General features: G+C 72.5%; 20 protein-coding genes. 12 read left to right on the top strand and 8 right to left on the bottom strand.

What is annotated here, in order from left to right; all coding sequences use genetic code 11:
- The first annotated feature begins 30 nt into the window (after positions 1-30).
- The 3 genes from ACFWJO_RS22820 to ACFWJO_RS22810 all read left to right on the top strand — a co-directional run bounded on the left by ACFWJO_RS22820 (position 31) and on the right by ACFWJO_RS22810 (position 3713).
- Positions 31-783 (top strand): thioesterase II family protein, encoded by a 753-nt coding sequence (locus ACFWJO_RS22820; protein ID WP_386867793.1) that lies wholly within the window; start codon positions 31-33, stop codon positions 781-783.
- A 429-nt stretch (positions 784-1212) separates the two neighbouring features.
- Positions 1213-2934, top strand: a complete 1722-nt coding sequence (locus ACFWJO_RS22815; RefSeq protein WP_386867919.1) for a sensor histidine kinase — start codon at positions 1213-1215, stop codon at positions 2932-2934.
- Positions 2935-3068: 134 nt separating this feature from the next.
- Positions 3069-3713, top strand: a complete 645-nt coding sequence (locus tag ACFWJO_RS22810; RefSeq protein ID WP_386867917.1) for a response regulator — start codon at positions 3069-3071, stop codon at positions 3711-3713.
- A 46-nt stretch (positions 3714-3759) separates the two neighbouring features.
- Here the strand turns inward: ACFWJO_RS22810 and ACFWJO_RS22805 are convergent, their stop codons facing one another.
- Positions 3760-4239 (bottom strand): MarR family winged helix-turn-helix transcriptional regulator, encoded by a 480-nt coding sequence (locus ACFWJO_RS22805; RefSeq protein ID WP_386867791.1) that lies wholly within the window; start codon positions 4237-4239, stop codon positions 3760-3762.
- Positions 4240-4330: 91 nt separating this feature from the next.
- Between ACFWJO_RS22805 and ACFWJO_RS22800 the strand changes: the two genes are divergently transcribed.
- The 4 genes from ACFWJO_RS22800 (at position 4331) to ACFWJO_RS22785 (ending at position 8708) form a co-directional block, all read left to right on the top strand.
- The gene (locus tag ACFWJO_RS22800; RefSeq protein WP_386867789.1) at positions 4331-5440 is read left to right on the top strand and encodes a hypothetical protein; all 1110 of its coding nucleotides are present in this window, start codon (positions 4331-4333) and stop codon (positions 5438-5440) included.
- Positions 5441-5656: 216 nt separating this feature from the next.
- Complete coding sequence (locus ACFWJO_RS22795) at positions 5657-7117, top strand: DUF2252 domain-containing protein (protein WP_386867787.1); 1461 nt, start codon at positions 5657-5659, stop codon at positions 7115-7117.
- Between the two features lie 362 nt (positions 7118-7479).
- Positions 7480-8292 (top strand): hypothetical protein, encoded by an 813-nt coding sequence (locus ACFWJO_RS22790; RefSeq protein ID WP_386867915.1) that lies wholly within the window; start codon positions 7480-7482, stop codon positions 8290-8292.
- Positions 8293-8363: 71 nt separating this feature from the next.
- Positions 8364-8708, top strand: coding sequence for a rhodanese-like domain-containing protein (locus ACFWJO_RS22785; protein ID WP_385693612.1), 345 nt, complete (start codon positions 8364-8366; stop codon positions 8706-8708).
- A gap of 19 nt (positions 8709-8727) precedes the next feature.
- Here the strand turns inward: ACFWJO_RS22785 and ACFWJO_RS22780 are convergent, their stop codons facing one another.
- The 6 genes from ACFWJO_RS22780 to paaA form a co-directional block, all read right to left on the bottom strand.
- Positions 8728-9861, bottom strand: coding sequence for an acyl-CoA dehydrogenase family protein (locus ACFWJO_RS22780; RefSeq protein ID WP_386867785.1), 1134 nt, complete (start codon positions 9859-9861; stop codon positions 8728-8730).
- Between the two features lie 134 nt (positions 9862-9995).
- On the bottom strand, positions 9996-11093 hold the full coding sequence (locus ACFWJO_RS22775; RefSeq protein ID WP_386867783.1) for a 2Fe-2S iron-sulfur cluster-binding protein: 1098 nt from the start codon (positions 11091-11093) through the stop codon (positions 9996-9998).
- Positions 11094-11609: a 1,2-phenylacetyl-CoA epoxidase subunit PaaD gene (gene paaD / locus ACFWJO_RS22770; protein ID WP_386867781.1), complete on the bottom strand. Its 516-nt coding sequence runs from the start codon at positions 11607-11609 to the stop codon at positions 11094-11096.
- Positions 11603-12346 (bottom strand): 1,2-phenylacetyl-CoA epoxidase subunit PaaC, encoded by a 744-nt coding sequence (gene paaC, locus ACFWJO_RS22765; protein WP_386867779.1) that lies wholly within the window; start codon positions 12344-12346, stop codon positions 11603-11605. The genes paaD and paaC overlap by 7 nt, the downstream gene beginning before the upstream one ends.
- Positions 12343-12630, bottom strand: a complete 288-nt coding sequence (gene paaB / locus ACFWJO_RS22760) for a 1,2-phenylacetyl-CoA epoxidase subunit PaaB (RefSeq protein WP_384418002.1) — start codon at positions 12628-12630, stop codon at positions 12343-12345. Before paaB ends, paaC begins: the two co-directional genes overlap by 4 nt.
- Complete coding sequence (gene paaA, locus ACFWJO_RS22755) at positions 12627-13688, bottom strand: 1,2-phenylacetyl-CoA epoxidase subunit PaaA (RefSeq protein WP_386867777.1); 1062 nt, start codon at positions 13686-13688, stop codon at positions 12627-12629. Before paaA ends, paaB begins: the two co-directional genes overlap by 4 nt.
- A gap of 201 nt (positions 13689-13889) precedes the next feature.
- Here paaA and ACFWJO_RS22750 point away from each other — a divergent pair, with 201 nt between their 5' ends.
- The 3 genes from ACFWJO_RS22750 to ACFWJO_RS22740 are packed head-to-tail and all read left to right on the top strand — an operon-like array spanning position 13890 to position 16707.
- Complete coding sequence (locus ACFWJO_RS22750) at positions 13890-14726, top strand: DUF5819 family protein (protein WP_386867775.1); 837 nt, start codon at positions 13890-13892, stop codon at positions 14724-14726.
- Entirely contained in the window at positions 14723-16051 is a 1329-nt protein-coding gene (locus ACFWJO_RS22745) for an HTTM domain-containing protein (protein ID WP_386867773.1), read from the top strand. Before ACFWJO_RS22750 ends, ACFWJO_RS22745 begins: the two co-directional genes overlap by 4 nt.
- Positions 16048-16707 (top strand): TrmH family RNA methyltransferase, encoded by a 660-nt coding sequence (locus tag ACFWJO_RS22740; RefSeq protein ID WP_386867771.1) that lies wholly within the window; start codon positions 16048-16050, stop codon positions 16705-16707. Before ACFWJO_RS22745 ends, ACFWJO_RS22740 begins: the two co-directional genes overlap by 4 nt.
- A gap of 142 nt (positions 16708-16849) precedes the next feature.
- On the opposite strand, the gene paaN is transcribed toward ACFWJO_RS22740, so the two are convergent.
- A complete protein-coding gene (gene paaN, locus ACFWJO_RS22735) occupies positions 16850-18547 on the bottom strand; it encodes a phenylacetic acid degradation protein PaaN (RefSeq protein WP_386867769.1) in 1698 nt (565 codons plus the stop codon).
- Between the two features lie 124 nt (positions 18548-18671).
- On the opposite strand from paaN, the gene ACFWJO_RS22730 reads away from it, so the two are divergent.
- Positions 18672-20249 carry a 3-hydroxyacyl-CoA dehydrogenase gene (locus ACFWJO_RS22730; protein WP_386867767.1) on the top strand — a complete coding sequence of 526 codons (1578 nt, stop codon included), beginning with the start codon at positions 18672-18674 and terminating at the stop codon, positions 20247-20249.
- A complete protein-coding gene (locus ACFWJO_RS22725; protein WP_386867765.1) occupies positions 20246-20839 on the top strand; it encodes a TetR/AcrR family transcriptional regulator in 594 nt (197 codons plus the stop codon). Before ACFWJO_RS22730 ends, ACFWJO_RS22725 begins: the two co-directional genes overlap by 4 nt.
- The last annotated feature ends 143 nt before the right edge of the window (positions 20840-20982 follow it).

Genomic DNA, 20982 nt, shown 5'->3' with positions numbered 1-20982 from the left:
CGGTCAACCATCGAACAACAGAGGTGTCACATGTCTGGCCTGCACCCCCTGACCCTGGTGTGCTTCCCGCACGCCGGCGGTGGGCTGGGGCGTTATCGAAGCTGGCGGGACGACCTGCCCGACGGCGTCGAGCTGGTCCTGCCCGACCTGCCGGGCCGGGAGGGACGGCTCTTCGACGAGCCCTTCCCGGACGTCGCCGCGGTCAGCACCTACACGCTGCGGTCCCTCGCCGCGGAACTCGCGAGCAGCGAACGCGTCGCGTTCGCCGGCCTCAGCTACGGAGCGCTCGTGGCGTACGACATGGCCGCGCGGCTGGAGGCTTCAGGCAAGCGGGTCGAGGCCGTGTTCGCGGCGAGCCAGCGGGCGCCCTCCACGCCCCTGCCGCCGATCAACTGGCGTTCGATGGCCGAAAGGGAACTGCTCACAGAGCTCGCCGAGATCGGAGGACTGAGTCCGGACCTGGAGGGCGAGGAGGAGTTCCTCGAGCTGTTCCTCCCCACCATCCGGGCGGAGCTCCACGCGAGCGAGAGCTACCTCAGGCCCGCGTCGTACGACCACCTGAGGTGCCCGGTCTTCCTCTACCACGGCACCGAGGACACCGCGATCCCGGCTTCCTCGACCCTCGCCTGGCGCGACGAGACCGATCGCCTCTTGTCGCGCAGCCTTCCAGCCGCGCACTTCCTGACCGGACCTGACGGCGAGGATCTGTGGTGGGAGGTGCTACGGCAGGACCTGGCCTCGTGCACCACCGGCCCGGCTTTCGACCGTGCAACCCCGGCCTGAGGAGGGCCGGCCCGAGCCGACTGCGGGAGCTGTCGATCCCCGCCGACGTCACAGCGGGCCGGCAAGTGAGTAGCGCGTTTCATCGGCGCCCCGCCAGACGGAAGCCCCGTAGGCCGATGACCTAGGGGGCTTCCGCGTCTCCGGCCCGTGTTGTTGCGGGGGCGGGTGCTGCGGCTTGGGACGGGAGCCGTGACTCGGGGCGGGGGATCGGTCGCGACGTTCGTCGGTGCGGGGCGCGACGAAAGAGGACGGCGGGCCGGTGAACGCCCGCCCTATCGTGCGGGCGTGGAAGCTCCTACGAAGACCCGGACTCCCGCCCGTACGCGTACGCGGCTGGTGACGCTGCTCGGTGACGGGTGGCGCTGGTTCGCGGTGCCCGGGCAGTGGTCGCGGCGCAGGACCGCGGGCGAGCTGGTGCTCGCCGTCGTCATGGCGCTGCTGGCCGCCGGCACCGAGGACGTCCTGGGCGGCGGGGGATGGACGCTCGCCGCCGTCGCGCTGGCCTCGGCCGTGCTGTCGCTGCTGCGCCGCCGCCTGCCGGCGACGGTGCTCGTCGTCACGTCCGCCCTCTCCCCGTTCATACCGGGCTTCCTCGCGCTGCTGATACTCCTCGGCTGGTCCGCCGGCCGCTACGTCGCGGGCGTCGAACGGGCGCTGGCCGCGTTCACCACGGCGTACGTGCTGAACATCGCGGGCACGGTCGTCGAGGCCTGGCAGCAGCAGCGGCTGCTCACGCTCGCGTTCATCTCGACGCTGTACTTCCTCGCGACGACGCTCGCGCCCGGCCTCGCCCACCGCTACTGGACCCAGCGCAGGACCCTGCTCCACGCGCTCCAGGAGCGCAACGTGCAGCTGCTGCGGGAACGGGCGATGCTCGTCGGCCAGGCCAGGATGCGGGAACGGCAGCGGATCGCCCAGGACATGCACGACAGCCTCGGCCACCAGCTGGCACTGATCTCCGTGCACACCGGGGCGCTGGAGGTGGACCCGAACCTGACCGACCGCCAGCGCGAGGTGGTCGCCGTGCTGCGCGGCGCGTCCATGGACGCCATGCACGAGCTGCGGGAGGTCGTCGGCATCCTCCGCGACGGCGTGGAGGCGCCCGACGACGCGGACCGGGGCGGCCAGGGCGTCCCGCTGGTGCGGCCGGGCGACGAGACGGGGCGGGCGGCACGGGGGACCGCCGGCATCGAAGGGCTCGTCACGGCCGCCCGCGCCGCCGGCACGGCCATCGGCCTGAACCGGCACGGCGAGACCCGGCCGCTCGCGCCGGCCGTCGACCACGCCGCGTACCGCATCGTCCAGGAAGGCCTCACGAACGCCTACAAGCACGCCCCGGGCGCCCCCATCACCGTCGAGGTGCGGTACGAGCCGGACGCGTTCGTCGTCGAGGTGCTCAACGAGGAGTCGGCCGAGGCCCCGTCCGACGTCGTCAGCGGCGGCCAGGGGCTGCCCGGCCTGCACGAGCGGGCCCGCCTGGTCGGCGGCATCGTCCACGCGGGCCCCGCGGACGGCGGCGGCTTCCGGGTCGCCGGGGTCCTGCCGTACGGGGCGGTGGAGGCCGCGCCGTACGTGGACCCGTACGCCGCGCCGTACACGGACCCGTACGCCGCACCGCAGGCCGATCCCTACGCCGCGCCTTTCGTCGATGCGGCCGACGACTTCCGGCAGCAGTCGAAGGGGCCCCGGCGCGGCCACCGTGGTCGGGTCGCAGTCGGACCGTCCGACTGGACGGTGGCCGAACGGGAGCTGGCGATGGCGATGCAGGCGGGCAGGGGCAGGAGCACGGGCAGCGGGATAGCGATCGGCTGCGGGATCGCGGTCGCCGCCCTGGTGCTGCTGCTCGTGGCGGCAGGCTTCGGCCTCTGGTTCCTGATGGGTTCGGTGTCGAAGGGAATGATCGATCCCGCGCAGTACGACGCGGTCAAGGTCGGCGACAGCGAGCGCAAGGTGCGTGACGGTCTTCCTTCGGGTGACACCATCGCCACCACCGGTCTGCACGGAAAGGGCCCCGCGGAGCCCGAGGGATCGACGTGCCTGGTCCTGATGAGCTCGGAGACGAGCGAGGACTTCGACAAGGAGCCGGTTTTCCGGTTCTGCTTCAAGGACGGCAAGCTGATCGAGAAGAAGTCGTACGAGGTCGTGCGCTAGGGCGTTCGCGCGAGGGCCGTTGGGGAGTGGCTGTGGACGGGGCAGGGACGGGACCCGCGACGGGGACGGCATCAACGGCTTCGGCGACGGGACCGGGGCCGAAGCCGGGATCGGGACCGGGGGCGGGGCGGCGGATCAGGGTCGTCATCGCCGACGACGAGCCGCTGATCAGGGCGGGGATCCGGATGATCCTCACCTCGGATCCGGAGATCGAGGTCGTCGCCGAGGCGACCAACGGCCGCGAGGCCGTCGACCTGGCGCGCGCCCACGCGGCGGACGTCGTCCTGCTCGACATCCAGATGCCCGTCCTCGACGGACTCTCCGCCCTCCCCGAACTGCGGCGCGCCGCCCCGGCGACGAGGGTGATCGTGCTCACGACGTTCGGCGAGCGGGAGAACGTGCTGCGGGCCCTGGAGCACGGCGGAGCGGGCTTCCTGCTCAAGGACACGGCACCGGCCGAGCTGATCCGCGCCGTGCGGGCCGCGGCGGCCGGCGACGCCTACCTCTCACCGGCGGCCACCCGGCACGTCGTCGAGCGGCTCGCCTCCGGCCGGGAGGCGGCACGCGCGGAGGAGGCGCGGGCCCGGCTCACCGCACTGAGCGAGCGGGAGCGCGAGGTGCTCGCACTGCTCGGCGAAGGACTGTCCAACGCCGACGCGGGCCGGCGGCTGCACATGAGCGAGGCCACCGTGAAGACGTACGTGAGCCGCATCCTGTCCAAGCTGGGCTGCGAGAACAGGGTGCAGGCGGCGCTGCTGGCCCGGGACGCCGGGTTGTAGGACACCGCCGGCCGGTCGCGGCGCGGGTGCCGTACCGCGAGGGGGGCTACGCCTCGGTCCTGGGCCAGGAGTCCCCGATCGGGGCGGGCAGACCCGTGTCACCGGCCGCGTTGTAGCGGAGGAGGTAGGCCGCGAACGCGGCCAGGTCCTCGGCCGACCAGTCCTTGAGGCGTTCCTCGTACGCGGCGAGCCGGCTGGCCTGCGTCGAGGAGAGCAGCCGGGTGCCCGCCTCGGTGGGGTGAAGCACCTGCACGCGGTGGTCGTCCGGATCGGGACGCCGTTCGACCAGCCCCATCTTCTCCAGGGCCGCGATCTGCCGGCTGACCGTCGACTTGTCCAGCAGGTAGTGGGCCGCGAGATCCGTCGCCCGGCAGCCCTTCCGGTCGTCGATGTGGGCCAGCAGCGTGTACGAGACCAGCGGCAGCTCCGGATGGAGCCGCGCCGCCGCGGCCCGCGCCCGGCGGGCGAAGGCCGTCAGCTCGCGCTGGATGGTGTCGAGGGACGTCTCCCGCGCGCCGTCGCTCATGGTGCGCTCCCTGGGTTCGCGGGCGGCCCGCTGGTCGGACTCAACTCTTCGGTTGTATAGTACAACGGTTGTTTAGTTGTAAAAGCCAACCATGGAGGTTCCGGTGTCCGCAGGACCGACCACCAAGGGAGCACTTCGCCACGTCCTCGGGCATCTGCTCACACCCCTGCTGATGTGCATCGGCATGGGCCTCGCCTACCTCGGCGCCTTCCACGCCCCCGAACCCCACGACCTGCGCGTCGACATCGTCGGCTCCGGACCCAGCACCCAGGTCCTCGCGCAGACCCTCCAGGACAAGGGAGCCGGCGCCCTCGACGTCCGCACCGTCCCCGACCGCGAGACCGCCACCACCGCCCTGCGCGAGCGGTCCAGCTTCGGCGCCTACCTCCCCGGCACCCCCGGCCACGGCCCCGAACTGCTCGTCGCCTCCGCCTCCTCCGACACCAGCGCCATGGCCGTCGAGAAGGTCTTCACCAAGGTCGCCGCCACCCACGACGAACCGCTCAAGGTCACCGACGTCGCCCCCGTCGCCTCCGGCGACCCCACCGGCCAGGGCATCTTCTTCCTCCTCGTCGCCCTCAGCATCGGCTCCTACGCCTCCGTCGCCGTCATCGGCGGCGCCGGAGCCGTCCTGCCCCTGCGCGTCAGGGCCCTGCTCGCCGCGGGCATGTCCCTCGTCGTCAGCCTCGTCGGCGCCGTCCTCGCCGGACCCCTCTTCCACCTCGTCGACCACGGCCTCGGCGGAGTCTGGGCCCTGTCCTGGCTGTACAGCGCCGGCATCCTGCTGATCGGCGTCGGACTGCACACCTTCCTCAAGCGCTGGACCACCCTCGGCGTGATGGTGCTGTTCGTGATGCTGAACTTCACCAGCTCCGGCGGCATCTACCGGCCCGAACTCCAGCCCGGCTTCTTCGGCGCGCTGCACGCCTTCTGGAACGGCGCCGGATTCGTCGAGGGCGTCCGCGACCACGTCTACTTCGACGGCCACGCCCTCGGCGGCAACGTCCTCGTCCTGACCCTCTGGTTCCTCGCGGGCGTTGCGCTGACGGCCATCGCCGGCCTCACCGAATCCCGCCGCCACCAGGCAACCACCGCACCGGCCCCGGCCCCCGTCCCGGCCTCGGCCGCCGCGCCGACTCACGCGCAGACCCACGCCGAGACCGCGGCGGAGGAGGAGATGGAGGAGGCGGTCGGCGTCTGACGGCGTCTGACCGCGCCGGAAGGCCGCGAGGCAAGCGGTGCGGAGTTATCCACAGACCGTTGTCCACAGGGGGCGACGGCCTCGTGGCCCCGGCGGTACCGTCATGCCCAGCCGACGAAGTTGATGTTGGCACCACGGCACAGCACGCCACAGGCGCGCCGCGACGAGAGCGAAAGCGGCGCGCGCGGAACAGCGAACGACGGGGGAGGACGTCCGATGGACGCAACCAGGACAGCGGTACCAGGACCACGCGACCACACGGCGGACACGACCTCCGCCCGCGTCCCCTACGTGCCCGGATTCACCCGTCGCGCCACCGACGGAGCGGCGGCCACCGCCAGGCAGCGGGGCAAGGAGCTGCGCGACCGGCTCCCCCGCACCGCCCAGGCCACGCTCACCCCCGCCCCCGACAGGCCCGACGCCGTCCGCGCCGTCGAGGAATCCAACCGGGGCCGCGTACCCGAACTCACCCCCATCCGCGTCGGCAGGATGTCCGCGAGCCCCTTCACGTTCCTCCGCGGCTCCGCCGGACTCATGGCCCACGACCTCGCCGGCTCCCCCGTCACCGGCATCGCCGCCCAGCTCTGCGGCGACGCCCACGCCGCCAACTTCGGCCTCTACGGTGACGCCCGAGGCCGGCTCGTCATCGACCTCAACGACTTCGACGAGACCGTCGTCGGCCCCTGGGAATGGGACCTCAAGCGGCTCGCCACCTCCCTCGTCCTCGCCGGACGCGAAGCCGGCGCCGACGAGGACACCTGCCGGGCCGCCGCCTTCGACACCGTCGGCGCCTACCGGCGCACCATGCGCCTGCTCGCCCGGCTCCCCGCCCTCGACGCCTGGAACGCCATCGCCGACGAGGAACTCGTCTCCCACACCGACGCCCGCGACCTCATAGGCACCCTCGAACGCGTCTCCGCCAAGGCCCGCAACAACACCAGCGCCCGCTTCGCCGCCCGCTCCACCGAGAGCGTGCCGGAGACGGAAGGCGGCGGCCGACGCTTCGTCGACGCCCCTCCGGTCCTGCGCCGCGTCGGCGACGCGGAGGCCGCGGCCGTCGCCGCCGCCCTCGGCCCCTACCTGGCGACCGTCGCCGAGGACCGACTGCCGCTGCTCGCCCGCTACGCGATACACGACGTGGCCTTCCGCGTCGTCGGCACCGGAAGCGTCGGCACCCGTTCGTACGTGGTGCTGCTGCTCGACCACCGGGGCGAGCCGCTGGTCCTCCAGGTCAAGGAGGCCCGCCCCTCGGCGCTGCTGCCGTACCTGCCGGCCGTCGGCTTCCCCCTACCCGACACCGGGCACGAAGGGCGCCGCGTGGTCCTCGGACAGAAGCGGATGCAGGTCGTCAGCGACATCCTGCTCGGCTGGACCACGGTCGAAGGGCGACCCTTCCAGGTCCGCCAGTTCCGCAACCGCAAGGGCAGCGTCGACCCCGCCGCCCTCACCGCCGACCAGTTCGACGACTACGGCCGCATGACCGGAGCCCTGCTCGCCCGCGCCCACGCGCACAGCGCCGACCCGCGGCTGATCGCCGGCTACTGCGGCAAGAACGAGGAGCTCGACGAGGCCGTCGCCTCCTTCGCCGTCGCCTACGCCGACCGCACCACCGAGGACCACGCCGACCTCGTCACGGCCATCCGCACCGGCCGCATAGCCGCCGAAGCCGGCGTCTGAGCGGCGCACGGCACCCAGGAGGGCGGGGCCCCGCGGGCCCGCGAGGCGGCGCCGTGGGGCGGGCTGTGGGGCGGGCCTGCGGCCGCGCCGCGTCCGCGCGAGGGGCCCAGCGCTGATCTTGTATGGGGTCGAGCCGTCCAGGGCCGGGATGGGGTCGTCCAGGGCCGGGCCGTCCTGACCGGATGGGAGCGAGCTGTTCTGACCGGGACGGGGCGTTCAGGGCCGAGCTTTACAGCGGGGAGGGGAGGGAGGGGAGGGGGAGGGGGGAGCCCCCCGCTTGGGGAGGGGGCGGGACCGTAGGCTGGGTGGGACGAGCCGGAACGAGGACGTGGACGGGCGTGGACGTGAGCGAGGACCAGGGCGTGGCCGGCGGGTCCGCAGAGCCGGCCGGTGGGTCGGAGGGCGAGCGGCCCGAGGCGCGGCTCGACCAGGCGGTGCGGGTGGCCGAGCAGGCGCTGATCGAGTTCGAGATCGCGGTGGAGACCTTCCGGGTCGAGGTGGAGAACTTCTCCCGGCTGCATCACCAGAAGCTGGGCCCGATGTACGCGCGGCTCGACGAGCTGGACGCGCAGATCGCGGAGGCGCGGGCGGCGCGTACCGGGGATCCGGAGGATGTGCGGCGGGCGCAGGAGGCGCGGGCCGCGGTCATGCCGATGCCCGGGGTGGAGGAGCTGTTCCACGAGTGGGTGGACTCCGACGGGCTTTCCGCGGAGGCGGCGGCGATGCTGACGGACCGGCCGGTGCAGCCGCCGAAGCGGGTCCGGCCGTCGGACGAGGTGCGCAAGCTGTACCGGGATCTGGCGCGGCAGGCGCATCCGGATCTGGCGCGGGACGAGGACGAGCGGAAGCGGCGTGAGGAGTTCATCACGCGCGTGAACGCGGCCTATGCGCGCGGTGACGAGGCGCTGCTGCGGGAGCTGTCGGCGGAGTGGGCGGCAGGTCCGGTGCCTGAGGTGCGGTTGAGCGAGGGCGAGGAGCTGTACGCGCGGCTGGAGTGGCTGGCGCAGCGCAAGGAGATGCTGTCGCTGGTGGCGCGGGATCTGGAGGAGAGCGCGATCGGCGCGATGCTGCGGATGGCGCCGGATGATCCGGATCGTCTGCTCGAGGAGATCGCGGAGCAGTTGCTGGCGCAGGTCGCGGAGCGTGAGGCGGAGCTGGCGGCTCTGGTGCGGTAGGTGTGGTGCAGTAGGTTTCGAGTGAGGTGCGCCCGTGGGGGCGCGGAGTTTCGGAAGAGAAGGCCACGTTCATGAATTTCGCCCCGCTGCCGACGGTCGACGTGGCTTCCGTGCCGGCGGATGCCCTGGTGCTGGACGTCCGTGAGGACGACGAGTGGGCGGCCGGTCACGTGGAGGGTGCGCTGCACGTTCCGATGAGTGATTTCGTGGCGCGGTTCGGTGAGGTGACGGAGGCCGTGGCCGATGGGCGGCGGGCTTTCGTGATGTGCCGGGTGGGTGGCCGGTCGGCGCAGGTCACGCAGTATCTGGTGCGGCAGGGGATCGACGCGGTGAACGTCGATGGCGGCATGCTCGCCTGGGACGGTGCGGGGCGCCCGATGGTGACGGACGACGGGAGCCCCGCGTACGTGCTGTAGTGCGCGTGCGGGCCGTGGTTCAGCCGAGGGAGTGGGTGGCGAGCAGGTCGCCGAGTTCTTCTTCGTGCCGTGCGGCGGGGCCGAGGGCGAGTTCGAGGTGTTTGGCCCAGGCGTGGTAGCGGTGCAGCGGGTAGTCGGTGTCGGCGCCGAAGCCACCGTGGAGGTGCTGGGCGGTCTGGACGACGCGGCGTACGCCTTCTGAGGCCCAGATCTTGGCTACGGCGATGTCCGCGGCTGCGGGGAGGGGGCCGGCGGCGTCGGTGGTGAGGCGCCAGGCGGCCTGCCAGAGGGTGACTTCCATGGCGCGCAGGTCGATGTAGCGGTCGGCTGCCTGGACGGCGACGGCCTGGAATGTGGCCACGGGGTGGCCGAACTGTTCGCGTTTGCCGGTGTACTGGCTGGTCATGGTGAGGACTTGTTCGCCGAGGCCGAGGGCGAGGGCGCAGGTTCCGGTGGTGAGCAGTCCGTGGAGCCGTTCCCAGGCGCCTTCGGTGTCGATGACGTCGGTGGTGTCGAGGTGGACGTCGTCGAGGTGGAGTTCGGCGAGGCGTTCGCCGTGGGTGCCGTACTGGTCGGTGAGGGTGAGGCCGGTGGGGTTGCGGGGCAGCAGGGCGAGGACGGTGTGTCCGTCGGGGGTGTGGGCGGGTACGGCGATGTGGTCGGCCTGGTGGGCCCAGGGGACGGCGCTGGTGTGGCCGTCGAGGGTCCAGCCGTCGGGGGTGCGTCGGGCGGTGACGGCGAGGGGGGCCGGGTCGTGGCCGGTGCGGCCGTGGGCGGCGGCGGTGAGGACGAGTTCGCCGCGGGTGACGCGGGGGAGCAGGTGGGCCGTGGTGGTGGCGGGGGCGTAGCGCTGGAGGGTGAGGGCGACCGCGCTGGTTTCGAGGAGGGGGATGCGGGCGAGGGCGCGGGCGGATTCGCGGAGGACGAGGCAGAGGGCGACGGGGTCGAGTCCGGCGCCGCCGTGGCTGGGGTCGAGGACGAGGCCGAGCAGGTCGGTGTCGGCGAGGCGGGTCCAGAGGGCGCGGTCGAGGTCGTCGGCGACGGCGCCGGGGGTGAGGGCGGGGCTGGGTACGGCGTCGGGTGGGACGTCGGCGAAGACGGCTTTGGCCGTTTCGGCGGCCGCTTGCTGTTCTTCGGTGAAGGTGAAGTCCACGGTCCTGTCCCTTTCGGCCTGCTCCGCTGGGATCTGACGGATCGTCAAGATAGAACAGGTTCTACCGGAAGGGAATGGGCGGGCCCGCTCCGGGTCCTGCCCGGGCGCGCCCGCCCATGTCGGGTCGTGCGAGGTCAGCGGTCGAAGTCGAGCTCGACCTCCGGGGTGGCGGGGTGCGACTGGCAGGCCAGGACGTAGCCGGCGTCGGTCTCCTCGGGCTCCAGGGCGAAGTTGCGGTCCATCCGCACCTCCCCGGAGACGAGGAACGCGCGGCAGGTGCCGCACACGCCGCCCTTGCATGCGTACGGGGCGTCCGCCCGGGCGCGCAGCACGGTGTCGAGGAGCGTCTCGCCCTGCTGGACCGGCCAGTTGCCGGACCGGCCGTGCAGGGTGGCGGTCAGCGTGGCGTGGGCGGGTGCGTCCGCCGCGGCCGCCGGGGCGGGCGCGGAGCCGTCGTCGACGTGGAAGATCTCCTGGTGGATGCGGGTGCGCGGGACGCCGAGGGCGCGCAGGGTGCGCTCGGCGTTCTGCACCAGGCCGAAGGGGCCGCACAGGAACCAGCCGTCGATCTCGCCGACGGGCAGGAGCGCGGGCAGCAGGGCCGTGAGCCGTTCCTCGTCGAGCCGTCCGGAGGGGAGTCCGGCCTGCTGTTCCTCGCGGGAGAGCACGGTGACCAGCTGGAAACGGTCGGGGAAGCGGTCCTTGAGGTCGGCGACGTCGTCGAGGAACATCGTGGACGAAGCGGTGCGGTCGCTGCGGACCAGGCAGAACCGGGCCTCGGGCTCGCGGGCCAGCACTGTCGCCGCCATCGAAAGCACCGGTGTGATGCCGCTTCCGCCGACGACGGCCGCGAAGTGCCCGGGGCGCGGGTCGAGGACGAAGCGTCCCATGGGTTCCATGACCTCGACGGTGTCGCCGACGGCGAGCTCCTTGAGGGCGTACGTGGAGAACTCTCCGCCTTCGACCAGGCGGATGCCGACGCGCAGGACGGGCGTCTCGCCTTCGGCGGCGGCCGGTGCGCAGATCGAGTAGGTGCGGCGGATCTCCTCGCCGTCGGGGCCGAGACGGCGCAGGGCGAGGTGCTGGCCGGGGGTGTGGCGGTAGGTCTCGCGGAGCTCGGGCGGGACCGCGAAGGTGACGGCCACGGAGTCGTCGGTGAGCTGCTCGACCTCGCTCACGCGGAGCGGGTGGAACCCGGCCCGTCCGGCGGTCGAGGACGGCGTCGACGGCATCTACAACTCCTTGAAGTGGTCGAACGGTTCGCGGCAGGCCGCGCAGCGGCGCAGTGCCTTGCACGCGGTGGAGGAGAAGCGGCTGAGGAGTTCGGTGTCGGTGGATCCGCAATGGGGGCAGCGGATCGCCAGGGTGAGCGGTATCGGTCCGCCGGCCGGGCCCTGGGGGCGGGGCGGGGCGATGCCGAACTCGGCGAGCTTGCGGCGGCCTTCCTCGCTGATGTCGTCGGTCGACCAGGCGGGGCTGAGGACGGTGACGACGGAGACCTCGGGCACGCCGTGTGCGTGGAGGGCGTTCTCGATGTCGGACGACATGGCTTCGACGGCCGGGCAGCCGGTGTAGGTGGGGGTGAGCTCGACCTCGACGCGGCCGGGGCCGTGGACGTGGACGCCGCGCAGCACGCCGAGTTCGGCGAGGGTGAGGACGGGCAGCTCGGGGTCGAGGACGGCGCCGGCGATCCGGGCCAGCTCCTCCTCGAGCGGCGTGGGGGCCGTGGCAGGGGTGCCGGTCACCATGACGCCCCCGGGTGGCTGCGGTGCAGGTGCTGCATCTCGGCGAGCATGCGGCCGAAGGACTCGGTGTGGAGTCCCTGGCGGCCGGCGCCGGCGGACCAGGCGCCGGTGCGCGGTCCTGCCGGGACGGTGAGCGTGGCCCGGCCGAGGACGGCGGTGACCGAGTCGAGCCAGGCGCGCTCCATGGCCTCGGTGTCCAGGTCGAGGCCGTCGAGGGGCTGGAACAGTTCGCCGGTGTAGCGCCACAGGGCGTCGCAGGCGGTCTGCATGCGCCGGTGGCTCTCTTCGGTGCCGTCGCCGAGCCGCAGGGTCCAGTGTTCGGCGTGGTCCTGGTGGTAGGCGACTTCCTTGACGGCCTTGGCGGCGAGTCCGGCGAGCGGGCCGTCCCCGGCGGCAAGCTGTCCGTACAGCAGGTGCTGGTAGGTGGAGAAGTACAGCTGCCGGGCGATGGTGTGGGCGAAGTCGCCGTTGGGCTGTTCGACGAGCTGGCAGTTGCGGAAGGCGCGCTCCTCGCGGAGGTACGCCAGCTCGTCCTCGTCGCCGACCAGGGAGAGCAGGACGCGGGCCTGGCCGAGGAGGTCGAGCGCGATGTTGGCGAGGGCGACCTCTTCTTCGAGGACGGGCGCGCCGCCCGCCCACTCCCCCAGGCGCTGGGCGAGGACGAGGGCGTCGTCGCCGAGGGCGAGCGTGGCGGCGGGGACGGTGGCGGTACCGCTGGTGCTGCTGGTCGGGCCGGTCACAGGTGCTTCACCCCGTCCGGGATCTCGTAGAAGGTGGGGTGCCGGTAGGGCTTGTCGGCGGAGGGCTCGAAGAAGGGGTCCTTCTCGTCGGGCGAGGAGGCGGTGATCGCGGCGGAGGGGACGACCCAGATCGAGACGCCCTCCATGCGGCGGGTGTAGAGGTCGCGGGCGTTGCGCAGGGCCATCTCGGCGTCCGGCGCGTGCAGGCTGCCGGCGTGGGTGTGGGACAGTCCGCGGCGCGAGCGCACGAACACCTCCCACAGCGGCCATCCGTCGGTGGTCATGCCCGTGCCTCCCCGTGCGTGTCGTGCGTGTGGTCCTGCTGCTCGTCGTGCCGGTCGTGGCCGGCGTCCTCGCCGTGCCGCCCGTGCCGGGTGGCGTGCTTCTCCGCGTAGGCCGCGGCGGCGTCCCTGACCCAGGCTCCGTCCTCGTGCGCCTGGCGGCGCTTGCTCAGCCGCTGCTCGTTGCAGGGGCCGTTGCCCTTGAGGACGTTCCAGAACTCGTCCCAGTCGATGGGGCCGAAGTCGTAGTGCCCGCGCTCCTCGTTCCACTTCAGGTCGGGGTCGGGGAGGGTGAGGCCGAGGCTCTCGGCCTGCGGGGCCGCGATGTCGACGAAGCGCTGCCGCAGTTCGTCGTTGGAGTGGCGCTTGATCTTCCACGCCATCGCCTGCGCGGAGTGCGTCGACTCGTCGTCCGGCGGGCCGAACATCATCAGCGAGGGCCACCACCAGCGGTCGACCGCGTCCTGGGCCATCGCGTGCTGCGCCTCGGTGCCGCGGGAGAGGGCGAGCAGCGCCTCGTAACCCTGGCGCTGGTGGAAGGACTCCTCCTTGCAGACCCGGACCATCGCGCGCGCGTACGGCCCGTAGGAGCAGCGGCAGAGCGGGACCTGGTTGGTGATCGCGGCGCCGTCCACGAGCCAGCCGATGGCGCCGACGTCGGCCCAGGTCAGCGTCGGGTAGTTGAAGATCGACGAGTACTTCTGGCGGCCGGAGTGGAGCTTGTCGAGGAGCTCGTCGCGGCTGGTGCCGAGGGTCTCGGCCGCGCTGTACAGGTACAGGCCGTGGCCGGCCTCGTCCTGGACCTTGGCCATGAGGATCGCCTTGCGCCGCAGGGAGGGCGCGCGGGTGATCCAGTTGGCCTCCGGCTGCATGCCGATGATCTCGGAGTGCGCGTGCTGCGCGATCTGGCGGATGAGGCCGGCGCGGTAGGCGTCGGGCATCCAGTCGCGCGGCTCGATGCGCTCGTCGGCGGCCACGGCGGCGTCGAACACCGCTTCGAGGGCGGCCTGGCTCGCCGTCGTCCCCTCTGCCGCTGTCGCCTCTGCCGTACCTGTGGTCATCGGACCCCCTACCGACCGATCGTTCGGTTGAATGACTTCAATGGTCGTTCGGCGGCCCGTATGGTGTCAACCCTGTGGATAACTGCTGAGGCCGAGCGGGAGCGGGGCGCGATGGACTCGTACGACGACGGGGGCGGGGTCGCACCCGGTCCGGGCGGTTCGCCCGAACGGGTGGCCGGGGTCGCTGAAGGATCTGAGTCCGTGGCTACGGAGGAGGCCGGGGCCGACTCCGGGGCCGGGGTCGGGGCGCGAGCCGAGTCCGCTGCCGGGGCCGACTCCGCTGGACAGGCCGAATCCGGGGCCGAAGCCGGAGGCCGGGCCGCGTCCGGGTCCGGGTCCGGGGCCGAGGAGGGTGTCGCCGGCGGGATCGGGGCACTCTCCATGCCGTACCAGGTCGTCGCGGCCGTCGCGCTCGCCGTCATCGGCGTCCTCGCCTGCGTCCACCTCTCGATGGTCTTCCTGCACGTCGCGCCCTCGAACACGCTGACCAAGCGGCACGGCGAGGCCGTCGACGACTGGGTCTACCCCGAGTTCGAGCAGAACTGGAAGCTCTTCGCCCCCAACCCGCTCCAGCAGAACATCGCCGTCCACGTCCGCGCCGAGCTCGCCCGCCCGGACGGCACCCGTACGACCACTGGCTGGATCGACCTGTCCGCGCAGGACGCCGAACAGATCCGCGGCAACCTCCTGCCCAGCCACACCGAGCAGAACGAGCTGCGCCGCGCCTGGGACTTCTACCTCAACTCCCACACCGACGACCAGCGCCCCAACGGGCTGCGCGGCCGGCTCTCGGAGCAGTACCTGCGCCGGATCGTCATGCTGCGCCTCGACGAGCGGGCGCTCGGCGGCACCGTCGAGAAGATCCAGCTGCGGTCCGCCACCCGGCCCGTGCCGGCCCCCGCCTGGAGCACCGAGAAGATCGACACCCGGCCGTCGTTCCGTACGTACCCCTGGTGGCGCATCACCGCGCCCGACCGGCCCGGGGCGGCCGCCGGCAACAGCACCGAGGCCAAGGCCGGTACGGAGGCAGCCCGATGAGCCAGACCACCCCCGCCGCCTCCCGCGTCCCCTTCGACCGGCGGCTGGCCTCCGCCGTCCAGAAGGTCACGGCGCACGCCCTCGGCCCCTACCAGGCCGCGATCGTCCGCATCGGCTTCTCCTTCACCTGGCTGCTCTTCCTGCTGCGCGAGTGGCCCCACCGGCTGGAGCTGTACGGGCCCGACAGCCCGTGGTCCTGGGAGATGGGCCGGCAGCTGATCGCCGACAACCGCTCCTTCACCGCGCTGATGTGGTCGGACGGGCGGCTGTGGTTCGAGGTCGTCTACGGCCTCGCCGTGCTCTCCGCCGTCCTGCTGCTCCTCGGCTGGCACACCCGGGCCGTCTCGGTGGTTTTCATGGCCGGCGTGCTGTCCCTGCAGAACCGGTCCATCTTCATGGGCGACGGCGGCGACAACGTCGTCCACCTCATGGCGGTCTACCTCGTCCTCACCCGCTGCGGGCAGGTCTGGTCGCTCGACGCCCGGCGCGCCGCCCGCGCCCGCGCCGCCCGCGCCGGCGTCAAGGCCGACGGCCGCGGCAGTGGCAGTAGCAGCGGCAATGGCAGTGGCAGTGGCAGCGATGACGGTGGATTCGCGGGGCCGGTGCTGTGGATCGTGCTCGGTGGTTTCCTGCTCGCCGCCACGTACTTCTCCGGCGTCACCGGTGAGTGGTGGCTGCTCGTGCTGTTCTGGGTGCTGTGGCTGGGGCACGGGCTGTGGTGGCTGGTGTGCCGGTACGCGCCCGGCGAGCCGCGCACCCTGCTGGACGTCCTCGCCAACCTCGCGCACAACGCCACGCTCGTCGTGATCATGGCGGAGGTGTGCCTGATCTACGCCACGGCCGGCTGGTACAAGGTGCAGGGTTCGCGCTGGCAGGACGGCACGGCGCTCTACTTCCCGCTCAAGCTCGACTACTTCTCCCCGTGGCCGGCCCTCTCCGACCTGCTCGGATCGAGCGGCGTGATGGTGCTGCTGCTGACCTACGGCACGGTGATCGTGCAGGTCGCCTTCCCCTTCACGCTCTTCAACCGCAAGGTCAAGAACGTGCTGCTCGCGGCGATGATGCTGGAGCACGCCGGGATCGCGCTGCTGCTCGGGCTGCCGTTCTTCTCGATGGCGATGATCGCCGCGGACGCCGTGTTCCTGCCGACGGCGTTCCTGGTGTGGCTGGGGGCGCGGGCCGCGCGGGGCCGGGACCGGCTGCTCGGCACCGGCCTCGGCGCCGGCCGCGGCGTCGGCCGCGGGCGAGCGCGGGGTGAGGAAGCCCCGGCGCCCGGTCAGAGCCGTTCGGGTGACGGGGCGAGCCCCCGTACCCTCGTCGGGTGAGCACCACCGAAGAACAGCCTGCCGAGCCGGTCCAGTACGACGAGGGCTACGGCCCCGAGGTCGGCGTCGGGCCGCACCCGGAGCCGTGGCCGGACGACGATCGTTACGACCGCGAGCTGCTGGCAGGCGGCGACCGGCGCAATGTCGTCGACCGCTACCGGTACTGGACGCGCGAGGCGATCGTCGCGGACCTGGACACCCGGCGCCACGACTTCCACGTGGCGGTGGAGAACTGGGGCCACGACTTCAACATCGGCTCGGTGGTGCGGACGGCGAACGCCTTCCTCGCGAAGGAGGTCCACATCGTCGGGCGGCGGCGCTGGAACCGGCGCGGGGCCATGGTCACGGACCGCTACCAGCACGTGCGGCACCACCCGGACACGGCGTCGCTGACCGCGTGGGCGGCGGCGGAGGACCTGCCGATCATCGGCATCGACAACCTGCCGGGCGCCGTGCCGCTGGAGCGGACGGTGCTGCCGCGCCGGTGCGTGCTGCTGTTCGGGCAGGAGGGGCCCGGCCTCACGGAGGAGGCGCGTGAGCACGCGGCGATGGTCTGCTCGATCGCGCAGTTCGGCTCGACGCGGTCGATCAACGCGGGCGCGGCGGCGGCCGTCGCGATGCACGCGTGGGTGCAGAGGTACGCGGACATCGCGTGACGCCTCCCGCCTGAACCCCGGGCCCGCCCCTCCGTCAGCTGAGGGGCGGGCCCGGGTCGGTCCGACGTCCTGGGACAGGCCTCTGACCTGGTCAGGTCGGTGACCCGGTCAGGCCGATGGCCTGGTCAGGTCGGAGGCCGGTTCAGGACTGGCGGCGGACTTCCACCACCCGGAAGCGGTTGGAGACGAAGGCGCCGTCGCACAGGGCCGCGTTCGCGGCGGGGTTGCCGCCGGAGCCGTGGAAGTCGGAGAAGGCGGCGGTCTGGTTGACGTAGACACCGCCGGTGAGGTTCAGGGAGAGCTGGGCGGACTCCTCCAGGCAGACCTCCTCGACGGCGCGCTCGGTCTCCGGCGAGGTCGTGTACGCGCCGACCGTCATCGCGCCCTTCTCGCGGATCGTGCGGCGCAGGAGCTCCAGGGCCTCGGTCGTGGAGTCGACCGAGACGGCGAAGGAGACGGGGCCGAAGCACTCCGAGAAGTAGGCGGCCTCGGCGTCCGGCTTGGAGCCGTCGAGCTTGACGATGACCGGCGTGCGGACGACGGCGTCCGGGAAGTCCGGGTTCGTCACCTCGCGGGAGGCCAGCGCCACCTCGCCGAGGCCCGCGGCGGCCTCCAGGCGGGCCTTGACGTCCGGGTTGACGAGGGCGCCGAGCAGCGCGTTCGCCCGGGCGTCGTCGCCCAGCAGACCGCCGACGGCGGCGGCGAGGTCGGCCACGACCTCGTCGTACGTCTTCGGGCCGTGGTCGGTGGTGATGCCGTCGCGGGGGATCAGCAGGTTCTGCGGGGTGGTGCACATCTGGCCGCTGTAGAGGGACAGGGAGAAGGCCAGGTTGCCGAGCATGCCCTTGTAGTCGTCGGTGGAGTCGACGACCACGGTGTTGACGCCGGCCTTCTCCGTGTAGACCTGGGCCTGGCGGGCGTTGGCCTCCAGCCAGTCGCCGAACGAGGTCGAGCCGGTGTAGTCGATGATCTTGATCTCGGGGCGGACCGCCAGGGTCTTGGCGATGCCCTCGCCCGGCTGCTCGGCGGCCAGCGCGACCAGGTTGGGGTCGAAGCCGGACTCGGCGAGGACCTCGCGGGCGACCCGGACGGTCAGGGCCAGCGGGAGGACCGCGCGCGGGTGCGGCTTGACCAGGACCGGGTTGCCGGTGGCCAGGGAGGCGAACAGGCCCGGGTAGCCGTTCCAGGTCGGGAAGGTGTTGCAGCCGATCATGAGCGCGATGCCGCGGGCGACCGGGGTGAACTCCTTGCTGAGCTCCAGCGGGTCGCGCTTGCCCTGCGGCTTCGACCAGGCGGCGCGGCCCGCCGGGGTGCGGGTCTGCTCCTCGTAGGCGTAGGCCACGGCCTCCAGGCCGCGGTCCTGGGCGTGCGGGCCGCCGGCCTGGAACGCCATCATGAACGCCTGGCCGCTGGTGTGCATGACGGCGTGGGCGAACTCGTGGGTGCGGGCGGAGATCCGGGCGAGGATCTCCAGGCACACCAGGGCGCGGGTCTCGGGGCCGGCGTCACGCCAGGCGGCCATGCCGGCGCGCATCGCGGGGAGCAGCACGTCGATGTCGGCGTGCGGGTACTCGATGCCGAGGACCGGGCCGTACGGCGAGGTCTCGCCGGCGGTCCAGCCGTCCGTGCCCGGCTGGTCGAGCTCGAAGCGCTTGCCGAGCAGGTCCTGGTAGGCGGCGAGACCCGCGGCGGCGTCCAGCGAGCCGTTCTCCCCGTAGGCCTTCGGGTGCTCCGGGTGCGGGGACCAGTAGGCGCGGGTGCGGATCGTGGAGAGCGCCTGATCGAGTGTGGACCGGTGCTTCTCGGCCAGACGGTCGGTGGTCAGCAGAGCGGTGGCCATGGATGGACCAACTCCTCGTCGAGCTGGGCAGGGAGACGCGTACGGAGTTAGAGTAACCGAACGATCGGTCGGGACAAGGGGGTCCGGCGATCCTGTGGAAAACCCATCGGGGAGGATCACTCCTATGACCGCCAACGCGAACGTCCGCCCCGGGAGCGACGAGCTGTCGGCCGACGGGCCCGGGCCCGTCCCACCAGGCATCGAGCCGGGCAGCACGGTCGCCGTCGTCGGCACCGGCACCATGGGCCAGGGGATCGCCCAGGTCGCCCTGGTCGCGGGCCATCCCGTACGCCTCTACGACAGCGCCCCCGGCCGGGCCGAGGAGGCCGTCGCGGCCGTCACGGGCCGCCTGGACCGGCTGGTCGAGAAGGGCCGGCTGGGCAAGGAGGACCGGGACGCCGCCGTCGCACGGCTGCACGCGGCGGACGGCCTCGCCGAGCTCTCCGACGCGGCCCTCGTCGTCGAGGCGATCGTCGAACGGCTCGACGTCAAGCAGCGGCTCTTCGCCGAGCTGGAGGACGTCGTCGGCGAGGACGCCGTCCTCGCCACCAACACCTCCTCGCTCTCCGTCACCGCGATCGCCGGCGGGCTGCGGCTGCCTGGCCGCTTCGTCGGCCTGCACTTCTTCAACCCGGCGCCGCTGCTGCCGCTGGTCGAGGTCGTCAGCGGCTTCGCCACCGACCCGGCCGTCGCCACGCGCGCGTACGAGACGGCGAAGCGCTGGGGCAAGACGCCGGTGCGCTGCACCGACACCCCCGGCTTCATCGTGAACCGCGTCGCCCGCCCCTTCTACGCGGAGGCGCTCCGCGTCTTCGAGGAGGGCGCCGCCGACCCGGCCACGATCGACGCGGCGCTGCGCGAGTGCGGCGGCTTCCGGATGGGACCCTTCGAGCTGACCGACCTCATCGGCCAGGACGTCAACGAGGCCGTCACGCGGTCGGTCTGGGAGTCCTTCTACCAGGACCCCAAGTTCACGCCCTCGCTCGCGCAGCGGCGCCTCGTGGAGTCGGGCCGGCTCGGGCGGAAGTCGGGCCACGGCTGGTTCTCGTACGCGGAGGGCGCCGAGCGCCCCGAGCCGCACACCGCGGCGCCGGAGAAGGCGCCCTCGCGGGTCACGGTGCGCGGTGACCTCGGTCCCGCGCAGCCCCTGGTGGGCCTCTTCGAGCGGGCCGGCGTCGCCGTCCGGAGTAAGAAGGGCGACGGGTTCGTGGACCTGCCCTCGGGCGTGAAGCTCAGCCTCGCGGACGGCGAGACCTCCTTCGAGTACCACCAGGAGGACATCGTCTACTTCGACCTGGCGCTCGACTACGAGAAGGCGGACAGGATCGTCCTGTCGGCCCGCGAGGGCATCTCGCCGGAGGGCCTTGCCGAGGCCGTCGGCCTCTTCCAGGCGATCGGCAAGAAGGTGTCGGTGATCGGCGACGTGCCGGGGATGATCGTCGCCCGCACGGTCGCGATGCTCGCCGACCTGGCGGCCGACGCGGTCGAGCGGGGCGTCGCCACCGCCGAGGACGTGGACACCGCGATGCGCCTCGGGGTCAACTACCCGGCCGGTCCGCTGGAGTGGGCCGCACGCCTCGGCCACCGGCGCGCGGCGGCCCTGCTCCACGCGCTGCACGAGCGGTACCCGACGGGCCGGTACGCGCCGAGCCTCGGCCTGGTGCGCCGGGCGTACGCCGAGGAAGCGGAGGAGGCGAGATGACCACCGCGCGACGCGACACCTACACCCCCGACTCGCTGCTCTCGGTGGCCGTGCAGGTCTTCAACGAGCGCGGCTACGACGGCACGTCCATGGAGCACCTGTCCAAGGCGGCCGGGATCTCCAAGTCCTCGATCTACCACCACGTCGCCGGCAAGGAGGAGCTGCTGCGGCGCGCGGTCAGCCGGGCGCTCGACGGGCTCTTCGCCGTCCTCGACGAGCCGGGCGCGGGGCGCGGCCGGGCCGTCGAGCGGGTCGAGTACGTGACCCGGCGCACGGTCGAGGTGCTGATCGCCGAGCTGCCGTACGTGACGCTGCTGCTGCGGGTGCGGGGCAACACCTCGACCGAGCGGTGGGCGCTGGAGCGGCGCCGCGAGTTCGACCACCGGGTGGCCGAGCTCCTGAAGGCGGCGGTCTCCGAGGGCGACCTGCGGGCCGACCTGGACATCCGGCTCGCGACCCGGCTGCTCTTCGGCATGATCAACTCGCTGGTCGAGTGGTACCGGCCGCACCAGGCCTCCGTGACGGAGCGGGAGCAGCTGGTGGACACCGTCGTCCACCTCGCCTTCGACGGGCTGCGCACGGCCCGCTGAACGGCGTCGCAGGCGCCTGTCGGGGGGGGGGGCGGGGGGGCTGCTGGGGGGAGGAGTGGGGTGTTCTTTTTTTTTTTCTGTCTTTTTCTTTTCCCCTCCCGCCGCTATTTTGCTGTCCTTTTCCTTTCCCCCCACAACGGGGT

Origin of the sequence: Streptomyces sp. NPDC127092 (genome assembly GCF_042722475.1) — a bacterium.
Lineage (GTDB): Bacteria > Actinomycetota > Actinomycetes > Streptomycetales > Streptomycetaceae > Streptomyces.
This window is presented reverse-complemented; position numbering and strand designations above follow the sequence as displayed.